The following is a 19,608-nucleotide window of genomic DNA, read 5'->3' on the forward strand; positions in this document are numbered from 1 at the left end:
TCGGCCGCAGGCTCGGCAATACGGTAATTATTTTGTGATTAATAACCGCGCAACTATAACAAGCACGCCATAAAAGTCGATGCTTGCCACTGTGACGCAAGGCACGCCTGAGAAGTTAAGAACTGCTTTGACTATCGCGGATAACGGGTTGATCTGCCAGGGTTCTTGTTCAGCCTGGCAGAATGCCAGCCTATTCGATCAGGCAATCCACGCAATACTGCCCCTGCTCGACCTGCAAGCCGTGCACGTCGATGTCGAAGCCGGGGAACGCTTCATCAAAGGTACGGGCGAAGCTCAGGTAATCGAGAATCGAGCGGGTCGCAGCCGTGAAGCGCTCCCCTGGCATGATCAGCGGGATGCCTGGCGGATAAGGCACCAGCATCACCGCAGCAATGCGCCCTTCCAGCTCCGCCACCGGCACCGCTTCCACATCGCCGCGCACCAGGCGGTCATAGGCATCCGCCGGTTTGATCGCCACCTCGGGTAGCGCGGTATACATGGTCTTCATGGCCTTGGCTGTGGCGTTATCGCGGTAGCAGCCATGCAGGGCATTGCAGAGATCGCGCAGGCCCATGCCGTGATAGCGCACGCCGCCGGCCTGAGCGATGGAAGGCAGCACCTGGGTCAGCGGCAGATTGGCATCGTAGCTGCGCTTGAACTCCAGCAACTCGGTGAGCAACGTGCTCCACTTACCCTTGGTGATGCCCATGGAGAACAGCACCAGGAAGGAATACAGGCCGGTCTTCTCCACCACCAGGCCACGCTCCCAGAGGAACTTGCTGACCACCGCAGCCGGGATGCCCTGCTGCTCCATGCGCCCTGCCGCCGTCAACCCGGGCATCACCAGGGTCACCTTGATCGGGTCGAGCAGCACGTAGTCCTCGGCCACCTCGCCGAAACCGTGCCAGTCGGCGTCGGGCTCGAGCAGCCAGTCTTCGGTGGCGACACCTTCGCTGCCCTCGCCCAGGCTCGGCTGCCAGATGCTGAACCACCAGTCATTCGCCGCCAGATTGCGCCTGACGTTGGCCAGCGCACGGCGGAAGCTCAGCGCCTCGTCGAAGGTTTCCTGAATCAATGAGCGCCCCGCCGGGCCTTCCATCATGGCCGAGGCGACGTCCAGCGAGGCGATGATGCCGTACTGTGGCGAGGTGGAGATGTGCATCATGAACGCTTCGTTGAAGCGGTCACGATCGAGCTGGCGTCGCCCACCATCCTGCACGTGGATCATCGAGGCCTGGCTGAAAGCGGCCAGGAGCTTGTGGGTCGAATGGGTACTGAACACCAGCGGCGTCTGCTCGCCGCCTTCGGTACCCATGCCATAGCGCCCGGCATAGAACTCATGGAACGCTGCGTAGGCGTACCAGGCCTCGTCGAAGTGCAGCACCTCGACGCTGTCGCCCAGGGTGCGCTTGATCAGCTCGGCGTTGTAGCACAGGCCGTCGTAGGTGGAGTTGGTCACCACCGCCAGCTTGACCTTGGGCGCACGGCCGCGTGCCAGCGGGCTGGCATCGATCTTGGACTGGATCGACTCCTTGCTGAATTCGGAAAGCGGAATCGGCCCGATGATGCCCAGCTCGTTGCGTTCCGGCGTCATATACAGCGGGATGGCGCCAGTCATGATGATCGAATGCAGGATCGACTTGTGGCAGTTGCGATCCACCAGCACCAGGTCGTCACGCCCGACCATCGAATGCCAGACGATCTTGTTCGCAGTCGAGGTACCGTTGATCACGAAAAAGGTGTGATCGGCGCCGAAATTGCGCGCCGCGCGGGCTTCGGCCTCGGCCAGCGGGCCGGTGTGATCGAGCAGCGAGCCCAGTTCCGGCACCGAGACGGACAAGTCCGAACGCAGCGTGTTTTCGCCGAAGAACTGATGGAAGGCCTGCCCTACCGGACTCTTGCGATAGGCCACGCCACCGCCATGACCTGGCGTATGCCAGGAGTAGTTGGACTGCGCGGTGTGCTGCACCAGCGCCTTGAAGAACGGCGGCAACAAGCCGTCGAGGTAATTGTGCGCGGCGCGCGCCACCTGCCGAGCGAGGAAGGAGACGGTGTCCTCGTAGAGGTAGAGGATGCCGCGCAGGTTGTTCAGATCGGCCATGGCCTCGGCCGGGGCATTCTCGATGGTGACTTGCTCACCCAGGGCGAAGATCGGCAATTGCGGCGCCCTCACCCGCGCCACGCGAATCAGCTCGACCATGTCCTGTAACAGGCGGCTGTTCTCACCAGCCCCTTCGGCGGCGACCAGGATGCAGGCCAGACCATGGTGAGTCGAGGCGACGATGCGCCCCTCGGTGGAACTGGCCGTTGGCAGGATGCTGAAACCGTCGAGCTCCAGCTCGCGCGCAATGGCCCGCACGCGATCACCGGCGACCGTATCGGCCTTGATGTCACGGTGAACGATGAGAACGGGGAACTTGAGGTCTTTGTACATGCTGACATCCTGAACGGGAGCAGGCGTTGCCTGCCTATCGACTCAGGTTAGAGGCTCCTTACTGCAGGCGGAACCCCCGATGCATCAGGCTGTACGAAAAGGTCGCAAAGAAGCAGCTACCCGCTTCAAGCGGCAAGCCCCAAGTGAGAGCAAGGACAAAAGGCGCCTTGCTGCTTGAGGCGTGCAACCGGGTTACTGCTGCTCTTCCAATTGCGCCCAGAGCGCCGAACCACCGGCGGATTTTGCGATGGCAGCCAGGCGCACAGCGTGCGCAGCCAATTCATCGGCACTGGCGCGGATCACCCGGGTGCGCGTCCGGTTCGGGTCGAGCCGGCGAATCGGCGTCGCCTGCTGGCGACCACTGCCATCTCCATCACCCTCTTCGCCCGCCAGCGATAGATGGGTCTGCCCACCAGTCATCGCCAGGTAGACGTCGGCCAGAATCTCCGAGTCGAGCAAGGCGCCGTGCAGTTCGCGGTTGGAGTTGTCGACGCCGTAACGCTTGCACAGCGCATCCAGGCTGTTGCGCTGCCCCGGATGACGCTCACGCGCCATCATCAGGGTATCGAGCACGCTGCAGTAGTCGTTGACGTCGGCTCGTTCACTCTGCCCCAGCAAAGCGAATTCGTTGTTGATGAAGCCAACGTCGAACGCCGCGTTATGGATGATCAGCTGCGCGTCCTTGATGAACTCGTAGAATTCATCGGCCACATCGCGGAAACGCGGCTTGTCGGCCACGTATTCATTGGTAATACCGTGAACCGCGATGGCGCCTTCGTCGATCTCGCGATCCGGATTGAGGTAGACATGAAAATGTCGGCCGGTCAGACGCCGGCCGAGCAGTTCGACGCAGCCGATCTCGATGATGCGGTGGCCGTCGGTGACTGGCATACCGGTGGTTTCGGTATCCAGCACGACCCGTCTGATGACGCCGTTTTCTGTACTCACGCTCACACTCTCTCTTGAAACTCGGGGGCCGCTGCCGGCGCCGGCATATTACCGCAGCCCGACACGCCGCCCCAATGACTCACTGCCCGCGGACTTCGTCGACGCCGCGGTTGGCCAGTTGATCGGCCCGTTCGTTACCGGGATGGCCGGTATGCCCGCGCACCCACTGCCAGGTGACCTGATGGCGATTCACCTCTTCGTCGAGCTTGCGCCACAGATCGGCATTCTTGACCGGTTCCTTGCTTGCGGTTTTCCAGCCGCGCTTCTTCCAGTTGGGCATCCACTCCTGGATTCCCTTCATGACATATTGCGAGTCGGTGACCAGCTTCACCGCGCAAGGCCGGGTCAGGGCGACCAGCCCGGCGATAGCCGCCATCAGCTCCATGCGGTTATTGGTGGTACTCGGATCGCCGCCCCACAACTCCTTCTCGGCGCCCTTGTAAACCAGCAAAGCGCCCCAGCCGCCAGGGCCGGGATTGCCCTTGCAGGCACCATCGGTATAGATCACGACTTGATCGGTTTCAGACATTCACAGGCTCTGTACACAATTGACCAGCGAGGGCGCAGCTGGATCAGCTATCGACATCACGCCGACTGATCTTCGCCACCGGCAGTGGCAGCAGCTTGCCCATGGGCTCGCGCCGCGCTTGCCGTAGCGGGCGCAGCCCCACCACCAGCTTGCGCGCGACCAGCAGATAAAAGCCGGCCCCCGGCAATTGCCAGGAATCGCCCCAGCGCTCGAGTCGGCGCAGGCGCGTTTGCCAGGCAAGCGACGCGAGCGGCGGACGATAGCACCCGAAGCGACGTTTCTCCAACGCGAAACCCAGCAGCGTCAGCCAGTCCCCCACCCGACTGGGAGCGATGCACCGCGCCTGACTGAGGCCATCCTGCGCGAACAGGCGACGCGCGCCCCAGGCACTCCAGGGATGGATGCCGAGAATCAGCAGGTGCCCACCAGGGCGGACACTGCGCGCGGCTTCACGCAGCAGGCCATGCGGTGAAAGACTGAAATCCAGCCCATGCTGCAGCACCACCACATCGGCGGCGTGCTCGCCCAACGGCCAGGATTGCTCTTCGCAAACGATCTGCACACCGGGCATGGGCGGCCCCAGACGTACGTTGTGTTGAATCTGTCCCGCTCTGGGCGGCCCCTCGGCACCCGGGCCATAGCTGACCAGATAACCGCCGAAGAAACGCGCCAGCTCGTCCTCCAGCAGACGCCGTTCCTCTTCCAGCAGGAGCTGACCCAGCGGCCCGGCCAGCCAGTCACGCGCATCGTCCATCAGCTTGAGCCATTGCGGGTCGGCCTGGACGCTTGGCTGATCGCTCATCGCGATTCCTCCCTTGCGGGCAATTGCATGATCGCCAGGGCGTAGCGACGCCGCCAGCGGAGGTGTTACAGCCTGAGGGGTTGCCGTCACGGGCTGCTCTTATAAGATGCACCTTTATTGCCGGCTTAGCGACCCACGATGATCCAGACAGATGCCCTGCCCGCCTTCAACGACAACTACCTCTGGCTGCTCCAGGATGCCGATAGCCGCCGCTGCGCGGTGGTCGACCCGGGCGACGCCGCGCCGGTTCTGGCCTGGCTGCAGGCACACCCCGGCTGGCAGTTGAGCGATATCCTCGTCACCCACCACCACTTCGACCATGTCGGTGGTGTCGCCGAACTCAAGCAGCTTACCGGGGCGCGAGTGTACGGCCCGGCCACGGAAAAGATTCCCGAGCGGGACATCGGCCTCGCCGGTGACGAAAACATCAAGGTGCTCGGACTGGATTTCCAGGTCATCGCGGTTCCCGGCCACACCCTGGGTCATATTGCCTATTACCAGGCCGAGCAGGGCTTGCTGTTCTGTGGCGATACGTTATTCGCTGCCGGCTGTGGCCGCTTGTTCGAAGGCACGCCGCAACAGATGCATGCCTCGCTACAGCGCCTGGCTGCACTGCCAGAAGTTACACAGGTGTATTGCACCCACGAATACACCCTGAGCAACCTGCGTTTCGCCCACGCCGTAGAGCCCGGCAACCCGCAGGTCGAGGCGCGCCTGCAACAGGTCAGCGCATGGCGCGAAACGGGCCGTATCAGCCTGCCTTCGACCATCGCACTGGAGAAAGCCAGTAACCCCTTCCTGCGCACGGCGGAGCCCGAAGTGGTCGCCAGCGCCGAGCGCAACGATGGCACGCGGTACGACGATGCACAGGACGTATTCGCCAGCTTGCGGGCCTGGAAGGATCGCTTCTGACAGCCGGTAGACGGCAGTAGCCGAACCGCGGCCCGCGCCCTTCTGGCCGGGCCAGCCAGAGGGAAACAGGTCACAAAAGCCTGGTGAAAACTTGACCGCCCCCGGTTCGCTTCCTAGAATCGCCCGAACTTTTTCCCGGGGAAAACCTCTCACCCAATGCCTTTACCTACGCGCAAGCCATTGAATCTTAAGGCATTGGCGCAGAGTGCACGGTTGTCCGCGCTGCTCTGCTGCGTAACCCTGGCCGGCTGTCAGAGCCTGTCGCCCTCCGCCACCGACGACAGCGTCGGCCCGCAGCGCGCGGTAGGGCTCGAGCGAGAGCCAGAATGGCTCAATACCGACGCCCTCGCTCGCGAATACGCTGACATCTGGGAACGCCTGCGCGACGGCTACAAGCTGCAGGATGAAATCGGCACCAACCCGCGCATCGAGCGACAGCGCCTCTGGTTCGCCAGCAATCCGCGTCATGTCGACACCGTCAGCGAACGAGCCGCCCCCTACATTCACTACATCGTCGAACGCCTGGCCGAACGCGACATGCCAATGGAGCTGGCGCTACTGCCAGTCATCGAGAGCGCCTACGACCCACAGGCCTACTCCCCTGCCCAGGCCGTTGGTCTTTGGCAATTCATCCCCTCCACCGGTCGCAACTACAACCTGCGCCAGACCAACTGGTACGACGGCCGACGCGACGTCACCGCCTCCACACGGGCCGCACTCGATTACCTGAGCCGCCTGCACGAGATGTTCAACGGCGACTGGCTGCTTGCGCTGGCGGCCTACAACGCAGGCGAAGGTCGCGTCAGCCGCGCCATCGAGCGCAACGAGAAGCTCGGCTTGCCCAGCGATTACTGGAACCTCTCGCTGCCCAAGGAAACCGAGGAATACGTACCCAAGCTGCTGGCGTTGTCCCAGGTGATCATGACCCCTGAGGCGTATGGCGTCACTCTGGCGCCCATTGCCAACGAACCCTATTTCGAACAGATCGCCATCAAACAACACATGGATCTGTCGCGCCTGGCGCAGATGGCCAATCTCGACGAGAGCGAGCTGTTGCAACTGAACCCGGCCTACAAGCGTGGCGTCACGCTCGATGGCCCGCAACACCTGTTGGTGCCCACCGAAAAGGCGGAGATGCTCAATGCCAGCCTGGCGATGATGAAGCCTCAGGATCTGGTCGACTGGCAGACTTATCAGGTACGCAGCGGCGACAGCCTGAACAGCATTGCCAACCGCTACCACCTGAGCGTAAGCATGCTGCGCGAAGTCAATCAGCTCAGCGGCAATCGACTCAGCATTGGCCAGGAGCTGACCATCCCGACCAAACCGGGCGACCCGCCCAGCGAGCCGCTACACCAGCGCATGGTCGCCCAGGCTGCGCCCGGCAGAAGCGGCAGCGGCGCTCGCACCTATCAGGTGAAAAATGGCGACAACCTTTGGCAGATCGCCCGCGCCCACCAGGTATCGGTGCAGGAACTGCAACGCTGGAACAAGCTGCAGAATCACCAGCTCACGGTCGGGCAGACCCTGCGCATGGAATCCGAGCCCGCGCAGGCCAGCAACGCGCCCGTTCGCACCTCTTCTCGCGATAGCCGTGACAAGGCCACCTACTACCGGGTGAAGAAAGGCGACTCGCTCTATGTCATCGCCAAGCGCTTCAATATCGACACCAAGACGCTGCAGACCTGGAACAGCCTGGAGAGCCACGCCCTGCAACCAGGCCAGATGCTGACGCTTTACCTTCCATAGCTCGGCTGGCGTCAGCGCTTGCTCAACGCCCCCAGGCAGCGCCCCGCCAGCAAGGTGAAGCGCTGAAACGCAACGAACTGCTCATGCCGTAGCGCGCGGCCCGATACGCGGCAATCAGCGTAAAGCACACCGACTTCTCGATTGCCCGCCATCAGCGGCGCGATGAAGAACATTCCGGTGCCCAGACTCTGACGAATGGGCAGCGTCACCAGTTCATTGAGGCTGTAGGTCGCCGGCACGCCCATCCAGATCGCCTCACGATGGCGCAGCGCATAACTGAAGATATGTGGCTGCTCGACCTGTATGGCCGGCAGCACGAATTCCCTCAACCACTGCTCGCTCTGTTCACCCAGCACTCGCTTGACCTTGAAACAACGCTGCTCGTCGGCCAGCACAGCCAGCATCACCCGCTCCAGCCCCGCGCCGCGGTGCAAACCCTTGAGCAGGGTATCGAGGATGAGGTCTACATTGCCACGCTGATTGGCCATCAAGCCCAGATCCTGCAGGGCCTGCTGCATCACCAGCAGATCTGGCTGCAGCAGGCTGGCCTTGCGTGCCTGCTGCTGACCGACAATCTGCTCGGGGTCGGTGCTGGGGATCAGCCGGCAGAGCTTTCCAGCACCAAAGGTCGAGGCCACCTTGACCGCTTCCTCGGCACTGGCAAGCACCTGCTGCAACGCCTCTTCGGCGTTGAGGCCGATGAACGGCGCAACCTTGCCCAACACGGCTTCCATCTCCGACGATCCCCAGCCCTGCAACGCTGCTTCGCTGATGCGAACGCCCAGTTGCACGGCCCTGAGTGCGGGATCGGCATGCGAAGAGCCGGCATGCGCGAGACTGACCAGTTCACCCAGCCCCCAGCTCTTGGCCAGCCCCTGAGTCAGTTGCCGAAAGCTGGTGCCCAGCACGCCGCGCACCGCCTCGTCCTCATCCACGCCAGGCACTTCCAGCGCCGCCGTCAATTCATCGACCTGAGCGCCACCGCAACTCCAGAACGCCAGTTCGCCGAGGTGATGGAGCAGCGCCGCGATGAATACCTCTTCGGCATGATTGCCGAGCACATAGCCGCCCAGGTTGCGCGCCTGGACAGCGGCATGGAACGAGCGCGCCAGCAACTCCAGTAGCTGCTGACGCGGGGCCTGGGTCAGCAGGCCATCGATCAGACTGACCGACAGACTGATCAGGCGCACGTTATCGAAGCCGATCAACACGATCGCCCGCGAGATGGTGCGGATGCTTTCTTGCGAAGGGTTGTAATAGACGCTGTTGGCGACGCGCAGCACCTTGGAGGTCAGGGTCGCATCACGCAACAGAATGTCGGCCAGTTGCTGCACTGACGCGTCAGAGCGCTGCGAGAGGTGCTGCAGATCTCGCACGACGGAGGTCAGTGCGGGCAATTCGGCCTGGCTCAGACGGTCGATCCATGACTGCACACCATGACTGCGTTCGACCAAGTTTGCATCCTCATCGTTTTCGTCAGTGTATGCCAAAGTGCCGCTATCGTGCGCCGCAGGTTGCAACCGGGTGCCGAGCCACCCGGCGTTGCAAGCACCGCTCTTTTTCCTGTACGGACAAGCTGTTACTGTACCCGGCCATATAAGCCCCACAGCAGCCAAGGATCGGATTTCACCGCCGATGCGTTTTCTCTCCCTACTGTTCCTCTGCCTGGTCTTTAGCGTTACCGCCTCTGCGGCCATCAGCGAAAGCCACGGCTATGCGCAGTTCGGAACGCTGAAGTATCCGGCCAGCTTCAGTCACTTCGACTGGGTCAACCCTGACGCCCCCAAGGGCGGCACGCTGCGCGTCATGGCATCGGGCACCTTCGACACGCTCAATCCCTACACCCTCAAGGGCAGCAGCCCCATATCCACTGCGCATTTCCTGCAGTACGGCGCCAACGAGCTGAACGAACCGCTGATGGTCGGCACGGGCGCCTACGACCCCTCCGGTGACGAGCCGGCATCGAGCTATGGCCTGATCGCCAAGAGCGTCGAGTACAGCGAGGATCGCAGTTGGGTGGTGTTCAACCTGCGCCCCGAAGCCCGCTTCCATGATGGCAAACCCATCACGGCCTACGACGTCGCCTTCTCCTACCGCCTGTTGCGTAACGAAGGCCATCCGCAGTACCGCACCAACCTGCAGGAAGTGAAGCGCGTAGACATCCTCAACCGTCACCGCATCCGCTTTGTCTTCAAGCGCGCCGACAACCCGCTGCTGATCCTGCGCCTGGGTGAAATGCCCGTACTGCCCCAGCATTACTGGAAAGGCCGCGATTTTCGCGCCACCACCTTCGAGCCGCCTCTGGGCAGTGGGCCCTATCGCATCGTGCAGGTCGTCCCCGGGCGACGCTTGGTGTTCGAACGGGTGAAGGACTGGTGGGGCAAGGATTTGCCTGTCAATCGCGGCAAGTACAATTTCGATCGAGTCGAAGTGGAGTTCTATCGCGATAGCAACGTCGCCTTCGAGGCGTTCAAGGCTGGCGAATTCGACTTCTACATCGAAAACCAGGCGAAGAACTGGGCCAACGGCTATCGCTTCCCGGCCGTGACACGGGGTGAGGTGATCCGCGCCGAGATCCCGCATCAAATTCCAACGCAGACCCAGGCGCTGTTCATGAACACGCGCCGCGCCCTGTTCAGCGACCGGCGTGTGCGTGAAGCCCTGGGGTTGATGTTCGACTTCGAATGGACCAACCGCACGCTGTTCAATAACTCCTACGTCCGCGCGGCCAGTTACTTCCCCAATAGCGAGTTTTCCGCGACGGGCAAACCGGAGGGCGCCGAGTGGCTGTTGCTCTCGCCCCATCGGGACACGCTACCTGCCAAGCTGTTTACCCAGGCTCCGGATCAACCGGTAACCGATGGCCGCGGCATCCCCCGCGAAACCCTGCGGCGGGCTCTCGGTCTATTGGCCGAAGCCGGCTGGAAGCCCGTCGGCCAGGAGCTGCGCAACGCCCGCGGCGAACGCCTCGAATTCGAAATCATGCTGGTCAACCCGAGCCTCGAACGCATTCTTCAGCCCTATACCGCCAACCTGGCGAGCATTGGCATCAACGCCAATCTGCGCACCGTTGACCGCGCGCAATACAAGCAGCGCCTCGACCAGTACGACTACGACATGATCCTGCTGACTCTGCCCCAGACCCTGAGCCCGGGCCTGGAGCAACGGCTGTATTTTCACTCCAGCCAGGTTGGCGTTCGCGGCGGCAAGAACTACGCCGGCGTCAACGACCCGGTGGTGGACGAGATGATCGATCGCCTGATGTCCGCCAAGACCCGTGACGAACAGATCGCAGCCACCCGCGCACTGGATCGAGTGCTGCTCTGGCAGTACTACAGCATTCCCAACTGGTACATCAATTATCACCGCCTGGCGTACCGCAACCGGTTCGCCTTCGTCACCACGCCGCCCTATACCCTGGGCCTGCGCACCTGGTGGCTGAAGCCCTCGGAGAACGCCCGATGACAAACCCGCTGCGCAGCTGGCTGCTTCATGGCAGCAGCCTCATCCTGCTCGGTCTGTCCAGCCTGACCTTCGCCGCGCCCCAGCATGCGGTCACGCTGTACGACGAAGCCCCCAAGTATCCGGCCAACTTCCAACATTTCGCCTATGCCAACCCCGATGCGCCCAAGGGCGGCACCTTCCGCCAGGCCGGCTTTGGCGGTTTCGACAGCCTCAACCCCTTCATCAACAAGGGCGTGCCAGCGGACGATGTCGGCCTGATCTACGACACCCTCACCGTGCAGAGCATGGATGAGCCCTTCACCGCTTACGGCCTGATCGCAGAAAAGATCGAGAAGGCGCCGGACAACGCCTGGGTGCGGTTCCACCTGCGTAAGATCGCTCGCTTCCACGATGGCACCCCCATCACCGCGGACGATGTGAAGTTCAGCTTCGACACGCTGATGAAGAAAGGCACGCCGATGTACCGCGGCTACTATGCCGACGTCGAGCGGGTCGAAGTGGAGTCGCCACACAGTGTGCGCTTCGTCTTCAAGCACGCCGGTAACCGCGAGCTGCCGCTGATCCTCGGGCAACTGCCGGTTCTGCCCGCGCACTGGTGGAATGCCCTCGATGACAGCCAGGCCGAGCAGCAGCCACTGCTTGGCGACGAGCGAATCAGTGCCGCGATCAAAGCCGAGGACGAAGGCCACTCCGTGATCGTGCGTCTGCAGGACGAACCACACCTCGAAGGCGGCAAAAGACTCGATCTGGACACCCTGCGCCGCAATCTGCAGGTCGCCATCGAAAAGACCAGCCAGGACAAATCTCCTCTGGCGGCGATCACGGCCCTCGACGAAGAAGACACCCACAGCCTGCGCCTGAAACTGCGCAGCAGCGCCGACGATTCGCTGCTCGAAGCACTGCGCCAATTGCGCGTGCTGCCCTTCAAGCGTGACTTCAGCAAAGGCAATCTGGACGCCCCCCTGGGCAGCGGCCCCTATCAGGTCGGCGAGGTTCAGGCCGGGCGCAGCATTCGCTACGAACGCGTCCCGGACTGGTGGGCCAGGGATCTCCCAGTCAGCCGCGGCTTCTACAACTTCGACAGCATTCAGATCGACTACTACCGCGACAACACCGTTGCCCTGGAAGCCCTGAAAGCCGGTCAGTTCGACTACTGGCTGGAAATCAGCGCGAAGAACTGGGCGACCGCCTACAGCACGCCAGCGGTTGCCAATGGCCAGTTGATCAAGGAAGAAATTCAGAACCACAACCCCACAGGCATGCAGGGTTTCATCTTCAACATCCGCAAACCGGTGTTCCAGGATCGTCGGGTACGCGAAGCCCTGGGCCTGCTGTTCGACTTCGAATGGGCCAACAAGCGCCTGTTCAACGGCGCCTACACGCGCACACGCAGCTACTTCGACAATTCCGAGCTGGCCTCCAGCGGCCTGCCGAACGAAGCCGAGCAGAGCATCCTCGAACCGCTGCGTGGCAAGATCCCCGCCGAGGTCTTTAGCGAAGAGTTTCGGGTACCGGTCACCGATGGCAGCGGCATCATCCGCGAGCAACAACGCCGCGCCTACCAGTTGCTGCAGCAGGCAGGCTGGCGCGTCGACGGCGACCGCATGCTCGACGCCAATGGCCAACCGGTAAGCTTCGAGTTCCTCCTGGCCCAGACCGAGTTCGAGCGCATACTGCTTCCCTTCAAGCGCAACCTGGCGGATTTGGGTATCGATATGGTCATCCGCCGCGTTGACGTTTCGCAGTACATCAACCGTCTGCGCTCACGCGACTACGACATGATCGTCGGCGGTTTCGGCCAATCGAATTCGCCCGGCAATGAACAACGCGAATACTGGCACTCCTCCAGCGCAGACAACCCGGGGAGCCGCAACTACATCGGCCTCAAGGATCCGGCCATCGACCAGTTGGTCGAAGGCCTGATCAACGCCGACTCACGGCAAAGCCTGATCGACCATACCCGCGCACTGGATCGCACCTTGCTGTGGGGCTATTACGTGATTCCCAACTGGCACATCAAGACTTGGCGCGTCGCCTACTGGAACCGTTTCGAACATCCGAAGGTGACGCCGCTCTACGACATCGGTGTGCACACCTGGTGGGTACGCAAGGATCTTCCCACAGAACCGGTGAGCACGGAGGCAGCGCAATAAGATGCTGGCCTATATCTTCCGCCGCCTGCTGCTGATCATCCCGACCCTGTTCGGCATCCTGCTGATCAACTTCATCATCATCCAGGCAGCTCCCGGCGGCCCGGTGGAGCAGATGATCGCCAAACTCGAGGGCTTCGATGGCGCCACCAGCCGCATCGCCGGCGGCGGCGCCGAGGTCTCGGTGGCAGGCTCCAACTACCGTGGCGCGCAAGGCCTGGATCCGAAGCTGATCGAGGAAATCGAGAAGATGTACGGCTTCGACAAGCCGGCACCGGAACGCTTCTGGATCATGCTCAACAACTACCTGCATCTGGATTTCGGCTCCAGCTTCTTCCGTGATGCCAAGGTACTCGACCTGATCATCGAGAAGATGCCGGTGTCCATCTCGCTGGGTCTGTGGAGCACCCTGATCATGTACCTGGTGTCGATCCCGCTGGGTATCGCCAAGGCGACCCGCCACGGCAGCGCCTTCGACGTCTGGACCAGTTCGGCCATCATCATCGGCTACGCCATCCCCGCCTTCCTCTTCGCCATCCTGCTCATCGTGCTGTTCGCCGGCGGCAGCTACTGGGACTGGTTTCCGCTACGCGGCCTGACCTCGAACAACTTCGATGACCTCAGCCTCGGCGGCAAGGTTCTCGACTATCTATGGCACCTGGTGCTGCCAGTCACGGCGCTGGTCATCGGCAACTTCGCCACCCTCACCCTGCTGACCAAGAACAGCTTCCTCGACGAGATCGGCAAGCAATACGTGACCACCGCCCGCGCCAAGGGCCTGAACAATCGGCGCGTGCTCTACGGGCACGTGTTCCGTAATGCCATGCTGCTGATCATCGCCGGCTTCCCGTCTGCCTTCATCGGCATCTTCTTTACCGGCTCCCTGCTGATCGAAGTGATCTTCTCCCTCGACGGCCTGGGTCTGATGAGTTTCGAGGCAGCGATCAACCGTGACTACCCCGTGGTGTTCGGCACCCTGTTCATCTTCACCTTGTTGGGACTGGTCGTGAAACTGATCGGCGACATCACCTACACCCTGGTCGATCCACGTATCGACTTCGAAAGCCGGGAGGGTTGAGCATGAAACTGTCTCCGCTCAACCAACGTCGCCTCGCCCGCTTCAAGGCCCACAAACGCGGCTGGTGGTCGCTGTGGCTGTTCCTCATCCTCTTTGGCCTGAGCCTCGGCGCCGAACTGATCGCCAACGACAAGCCCCTGGCGGTGCGTTACGACGGGCAGTGGTATTTCCCGGTGCTCAAACGCTATCCGGAAACCGTGTTCGGTGGCGAATTTCCGCTGCAGGCCAACTACAAGAGCCCCTACATCCAGGATCTGATCGCGGCAAAGGACGGCAAGATGATCTGGCCGCCGATCCCGTTCAGCTATTCGAGCATCAACTACGACCTGGCGGTGCCTGCCCCCGCGCCGCCCTCGTCGCAGAACTGGCTGGGCACCGACGATCAGGGCCGCGATGTACTGGCCCGGGTCATCTACGGTTTTCGCATTTCCGTGCTGTTCGCCCTGACCCTTACCCTGGCCAGCTCGGTGATCGGTGTGATCGCCGGTGCCCTGCAAGGCTTCTACGGCGGCTGGGTCGATCTGATCGGCCAGCGTTTCCTGGAAATCTGGTCAGGCCTGCCGGTGCTCTACCTGCTGATCATCCTCGCCAGCTTCGTGCAGCCGAACTTCTGGTGGCTGCTGGGCATAATGCTGCTGTTCTCCTGGATGAGCCTGGTCGATGTGGTACGTGCCGAGTTCCTGCGTGGTCGCAACCTGGAGTACGTGCGCGCCGCCCGCGCCCTGGGCATGAACAACGGCGCCATCATGTTCCGCCATATCCTGCCCAATGCCATGGTCTCGACCATGACCTTCATGCCCTTCATCCTCACCGGCGCCATCGGCACCCTGACCGCCCTGGACTTCCTCGGCTTCGGCCTGCCACCCGGCGCACCGTCGCTCGGTGAGCTGGTCGCCCAGGGCAAGAGCAACCTCCAGGCGCCCTGGCTGGGTATCAGCGCCTTCGCCGTACTGGCGATCATGCTAAGCCTGCTGGTGTTCATCGGCGAAGCCGCCCGCGATGCCTTCGACCCGAGGAAATGACATGAGCCAAGCTGAAATCCTGCTGCAGGTACGCGACCTGGCCGTCGAATTCGTTACCGGCGATCACGTCCAGCGCGTCGTGGAAAACGTCAGCTTCGACATCCGCAAGGGGGAAACCCTGGCCCTGGTCGGCGAAAGCGGCTCGGGCAAGTCGGTCACCGCACATTCCATCCTGCGACTGCTGCCCTACCCGCTCGCCCGCCACCCAGTCGGCAGCATCGACTATGCCGGCGAGAATCTGCTCAAGCTCGGCGAGGGCCGCCTGCGCGGCATCCGTGGCAACCGTATCGCCATGGTCTTCCAGGAGCCGATGACCTCGCTAAACCCGCTGCACAGCATCGAGAAGCAGATCAACGAGGTGCTCGCACTGCACAAAGGACTGCGCGGCAAGGCGGCCAGTGCGCGCACGCTGGAACTGCTGGAACTGGTCGGTATCCCAGAACCAAAGAAGCGCCTCAAGGCCTATCCGCATGAACTTTCCGGCGGCCAACGTCAGCGGGTGATGATCGCCATGGCGCTGGCCAATGAACCGCAACTGCTGATCGCGGACGAGCCAACTACCGCACTGGACGTCACCGTACAGCTGAAAATCCTCGAGTTGCTCAAGGATCTGCAGGCGCGTCTGGGCATGTCATTGCTGCTGATCAGCCACGATCTCAACCTGGTACGCAGAATTGCGCATCGCGTATGTGTCATGCAGCGCGGTCGCATCGTCGAACAGGCGTCGTGTGAACAATTGTTCCAGGCACCGCAGCATCCCTATACCCAGGAATTGCTCGGTGCCGAACCCAGCGGCGAACCTGCGGCCAACCCTGCAGGCGATACCATGCTGGCGGTCGACGATCTGCGTGTCTGGTTCCCGATCAAAAAGGGCCTGCTGCGCAAGACCGTGGATCATGTGAAAGCCGTGGACGGCATCAACTTCACCCTGCCTCAGGGTCAGACCCTGGGTATCGTCGGTGAAAGTGGTTCCGGCAAGTCCACACTGGGCATGGCGATCCTCAGGCTGCTCGGCAGTCAGGGCGATATCCGTTTCCAGGGCCAGTCGCTGCAGGGGCTTTCGCAGAAAGAGGTTCGCCCTCTGCGGCGGCAGATGCAGGTGGTGTTTCAGGATCCGTTCGGCAGTCTCAGCCCACGCATGTCGGTGGCTCAGATCGTCGGCGAAGGCCTGCGCATCCATGGCATCGGCACCGATGCGGAACAGGAACAGGCGATCATCGACGCACTTCTGGAGGTAGGGCTGGATCCGCAGACGCGGCACCGCTACCCCCATGAGTTTTCAGGCGGGCAACGGCAGCGGATTGCCATTGCTCGGGCACTGGTGTTGAAACCGGCGCTGATCCTGCTGGACGAGCCCACTTCGGCGCTCGACCGAACGGTTCAGCGTCAGGTGGTGGAACTGTTGCGCGGCTTGCAGGCCAAGTACAACCTGACCTATCTGTTTATCAGCCACGACCTGGCGGTAGTCAGAGCACTGAGTCACCAGTTGATGGTGGTCAAGCAGGGCAAGGTGGTCGAACAAGGCTCGGCGGACGCGATCTTCAAGTCACCGCAACACCCTTATACGCAGCAGTTGCTGGAAGCCGCCTTCATGGCTCCAACAACGGCTCACTGATCCTTGAAACAGGAAGAGGAATAGCACAATGGGTTTTCTAACCGGTAAGCGCGTACTCATCGTTGGCGTCGCCAGCAAACTGTCCATCGCCTCGGGTATCGCCGCCGCCATGCACCGCGAAGGTGCCGAGCTGGCTTTCACCTACCAGAACGAGAAGCTCAAGGGCCGCGTCGAAGAGTTCGCTGCAGGCTGGGGCTCCAGCGCCGACCTGTGCTTCCCCTGCGATGTAGCCAGCGACGAGGAAATCGCCGCTGTATTCGACGCACTGAGCAAGAAGTGGGACGGCCTGGACTGCATCGTCCACTCGGTCGGTTTCGCCCCGGGTGACCAGCTCAACGGCGACTTCACCGACGTCACCACCCGCGAAGGCTTCAAGATCGCTCACGACATCAGCGCTTATAGCTTCGTCGCCCTGGCCAAGGCTGGTCGCGAGATGATGAAAGGCCGCAACGGCAGCCTGCTCACCCTCTCCTACCTGGGTGCCGAGCGCACCATGCCCAACTACAACGTCATGGGCATGGCCAAGGCCAGCCTGGAAGCAGGCGTGCGCTACCTGGCCGGCAGCCTCGGCCCGGAAGGCACCCGCGTCAACGCCATCTCCGCCGGTCCGATCCGTACCCTGGCCGCCAGTGGCATCGCCAGCTTCCGCAAGATGCTGGCCGCCAACGAGCGCCAGACTCCGCTGCGTCGTAACGTCACCATCGAAGAAGTCGGCAACGCCGGTGCCTTCCTCTGCTCCGACCTGGCTTCAGGCATCAGCGGTGAAATCATGTACGTCGACGGCGGCTTCAACACCACCGCGATGGGCCCGATGGAAGAGTAATTTTCCCGAGCCAATAAAAAACCCGCACCTGGTGCGGGTTTTTTATTGCTTGCCGTTCGGCACGGCACCTCGAAAGGTGCCGCCTACAATCAGAAGCGATCGATGTCGGCCTTGGCTTCCAGCTGCTTGCGGTAAGCAGCAAAGTCCTGCTGGCCTTCGCGCGACGCCAGGAAGTTGCGATACATCCCCAACTCCTGCTCACTCAACGCAGCTTCCGGCACGCTGACGCCATCCAGACGCAGCACCACATAGTCACCATTGTTCAGCACGACACCTGCGAAGGACGGTGCATCCTTGGACTCCGGCTTGGGCATGCGGAACAGGGCCTGCAGCACCTTGGGCTCGACGCCCTCCTGACTGCGAGTGACCGCTTCCTGCACCGACCAATCCTTGCGCGGGTTCTCGCCGGCCTTGGCAGCCGCGAGCAAGCGCTCACCCTCTGCCTTGGCTGCAGCACTGGCGCGCTCTTGCTGCAGATGGCCACGAATGCTCTCGGCCACCTGCTCCAGAGGCAACTGCTCGGGCTTGAGGTGCTGCTTGGCACGAATGACAACCACGGTGCTCGGGTCGAGTTCGATGGTCGAGCTGTTGTTGCCGTCTTCCAGAACCTCGGGGCTGAACGCCGCCTGCAGTACCTGACGGTTGGCGGTGATGCCGCTGGCGCCACCTTCACGACCGAAGGGCTCGGTCACCTGAACCTTCAGCCCCAGCTCCTGAGCCGGTTGAGCCAGATCCGACGCCTCGAACGCGGCATCCTCGAGCTGCTTGCTCAGCTCTACGAAACGCTGCTCGACCTGCTGCGCCTTGTAATCACGCGCCAGCTTTTCCTTGAGGCTGTCGAAGCTAGGCACTTCTGCGCCCTGAACACCGAGCAGCTTGATCAAGTGCCAGCCGAACGCGGTGTGAACGGGCTGGGAAACCTGATCGGGCTTGAGCGCATACAGGGCTTCCTCGAACGCCGGATCGTAGACCCCCTGCCCGGCATAACCGAGGTCGCCACCGTTGGCAGCAGAGCCTGGATCCTGAGAAAACTCCTTGGCCAATGCCGCAAAGTCTTCACCGGCATCGATGCGCGCCTTGATCTCCTCGATCTTCTTCTTCGCCGCGTCGTCATCGCCCTCGATGAGGATGTGTGCGGCCTGACGCTGCTCGGAAAGATTGGCAATCTCGCTCTGATACAGCGGCTGCAGCTCTTCGTCGGTCACATCGACGGAGTCGAAGAGGCTGTCCTTGTCCAGCTGGACATACTCGAGCACGACTTGCTCAGGGCTCATGAACTCGGCGGCATGTTCGTCGTAGTAGGACTTCACGTCCTCGTCAGAAACCTTCGTCGCTGCGCTATCAGCCTTGATCACGAGGCTGGCGAAGTCACGCGTCTGACGCTCCAGGCTGGCGAAGGCGCGTGCCTGATCTTCGGTCACGAAACTGCTGGCACCCAGGCCTGCACGCAACTGACCAATCAGCATTTCCTCTTCAAGCATCTGACGGAACTGCAGACGCGTGTAGCCCATCTGGCGGATCACCTGATCGAAACGCGCAGGATCGAAGCGCCCTTCGGTCTGGAACTCGGGCGTCTTCAGGATGACCTGATCCAACGCAGGCTGCGAGAAGGCGAACCCGGCATCACGAGCGCCTTGCAGCAAAAGCTTGCGATCGATAAGGCCCTTGAGCGAAGCCTCACGCAGCAATTTTTCGTCGAGCAACGAGGCATCGAAGTCACGCCCCAGTTGCTGCAGCAGTTGACGACGCTGCATCTCGACTGCCTGGCCCAACTCGTTGAGCGTGATGGTGTCACCATTGACCTTGGCCGCGTTGTTGCGGTTGCTGGTGCCCGTGACGATGGCTTCGAAACCGGTAAAGGCCATCAGCATCACGATGAGGCCGATAATGGTTTTGGCAATCCAACCGCGTGAATTGTCCCTGATGTTTTGCAGCATGCTTCCCCCAGAACGACCGTACAGAGTCACCAGTCGCGCAGTGTGGGTAATGTCCAGATAGAAGAAAGGCGCATCCGTGGATGCGCCTTCTCGTAACGTGCCGGCAGGTCAGTGCAGAAGTGTCGGTGACGACTCGCTCCCTAC

14 protein-coding genes are annotated in these 19,608 nt (G+C 62.0%); 8 read left to right on the plus strand and 6 right to left on the minus strand.

Annotation, left to right across the window (positions count from 1 at the left end):
- Positions 1-190 precede the first annotated feature (190 nt).
- From ACODS1_RS04680 to ACODS1_RS04695, 4 genes are all read right to left on the minus strand, one after another.
- Positions 191-2,434, minus strand: a complete 2,244-nt coding sequence (locus ACODS1_RS04680; RefSeq protein WP_489084732.1) for an Orn/Lys/Arg family decarboxylase — start codon at positions 2,432-2,434, stop codon at positions 191-193.
- Between the two features lie 192 nt (positions 2,435-2,626).
- Entirely contained in the window at positions 2,627-3,361 is a 735-nt protein-coding gene (dnaQ, locus tag ACODS1_RS04685) for a DNA polymerase III subunit epsilon (RefSeq protein ID WP_489084810.1), read from the minus strand.
- 100 nt (positions 3,362-3,461) lie between these two features.
- Positions 3,462-3,911, minus strand: a complete 450-nt coding sequence (gene rnhA, locus ACODS1_RS04690; protein ID WP_322977705.1) for a ribonuclease HI — start codon at positions 3,909-3,911, stop codon at positions 3,462-3,464.
- A 43-nt stretch (positions 3,912-3,954) separates the two neighbouring features.
- On the minus strand, positions 3,955-4,713 hold the full coding sequence (locus tag ACODS1_RS04695) for a class I SAM-dependent methyltransferase (RefSeq protein WP_489084733.1): 759 nt from the start codon (positions 4,711-4,713) through the stop codon (positions 3,955-3,957).
- Between the two features lie 138 nt (positions 4,714-4,851).
- Here ACODS1_RS04695 and gloB point away from each other — a divergent pair, with 138 nt between their 5' ends.
- Together gloB and ACODS1_RS04705 are read left to right on the plus strand one after the other, a co-directional pair.
- Positions 4,852-5,625 carry a hydroxyacylglutathione hydrolase gene (gene gloB / locus ACODS1_RS04700; RefSeq protein ID WP_489084734.1) on the plus strand — a complete coding sequence of 258 codons (774 nt, stop codon included), beginning with the start codon at positions 4,852-4,854 and terminating at the stop codon, positions 5,623-5,625.
- Positions 5,626-5,781: 156 nt separating this feature from the next.
- Positions 5,782-7,374 (plus strand): lytic transglycosylase domain-containing protein, encoded by a 1,593-nt coding sequence (locus ACODS1_RS04705; RefSeq protein ID WP_489084735.1) that lies wholly within the window; start codon positions 5,782-5,784, stop codon positions 7,372-7,374.
- 11 nt (positions 7,375-7,385) lie between these two features.
- Here the strand turns inward: ACODS1_RS04705 and ACODS1_RS04710 are convergent, their stop codons facing one another.
- Positions 7,386-8,828, minus strand: a complete 1,443-nt coding sequence (locus tag ACODS1_RS04710) for an HDOD domain-containing protein (protein WP_489084736.1) — start codon at positions 8,826-8,828, stop codon at positions 7,386-7,388.
- 181 nt (positions 8,829-9,009) lie between these two features.
- Between ACODS1_RS04710 and ACODS1_RS04715 the strand changes: the two genes are divergently transcribed.
- Genes ACODS1_RS04715 through fabI form a run of 6 tightly spaced genes read left to right on the plus strand, consistent with a single transcriptional unit; the run spans position 9,010 to position 17,527 of the window.
- A complete protein-coding gene (locus ACODS1_RS04715) occupies positions 9,010-10,839 on the plus strand; it encodes an extracellular solute-binding protein (protein WP_489084737.1) in 1,830 nt (609 codons plus the stop codon).
- Between the two features lie 8 nt (positions 10,840-10,847).
- A complete protein-coding gene (locus ACODS1_RS04720; RefSeq protein WP_489084811.1) occupies positions 10,848-12,992 on the plus strand; it encodes an extracellular solute-binding protein in 2,145 nt (714 codons plus the stop codon).
- 1 nt (position 12,993) lies between these two features.
- On the plus strand, positions 12,994-14,067 hold the full coding sequence (locus tag ACODS1_RS04725; RefSeq protein WP_322977699.1) for a microcin C ABC transporter permease YejB: 1,074 nt from the start codon (positions 12,994-12,996) through the stop codon (positions 14,065-14,067).
- Positions 14,068-14,069: 2 nt separating this feature from the next.
- A complete protein-coding gene (locus tag ACODS1_RS04730; protein WP_489084738.1) occupies positions 14,070-15,089 on the plus strand; it encodes an ABC transporter permease in 1,020 nt (339 codons plus the stop codon).
- Position 15,090: 1 nt separating this feature from the next.
- On the plus strand, positions 15,091-16,704 hold the full coding sequence (locus ACODS1_RS04735) for an ABC transporter ATP-binding protein (RefSeq protein WP_489084739.1): 1,614 nt from the start codon (positions 15,091-15,093) through the stop codon (positions 16,702-16,704).
- A 28-nt stretch (positions 16,705-16,732) separates the two neighbouring features.
- Positions 16,733-17,527: an enoyl-ACP reductase FabI gene (fabI, locus tag ACODS1_RS04740; protein ID WP_322977696.1), complete on the plus strand. Its 795-nt coding sequence runs from the start codon at positions 16,733-16,735 to the stop codon at positions 17,525-17,527.
- 89 nt (positions 17,528-17,616) lie between these two features.
- Here fabI and ACODS1_RS04745 read toward each other — a convergent pair whose 3' ends face one another.
- A complete protein-coding gene (locus ACODS1_RS04745) occupies positions 17,617-19,464 on the minus strand; it encodes a SurA N-terminal domain-containing protein (RefSeq protein ID WP_489084740.1) in 1,848 nt (615 codons plus the stop codon).
- Positions 19,465-19,608 lie beyond the last annotated feature (144 nt).

Source organism: Pseudomonas sp. FG29, from assembly GCF_057809355.1.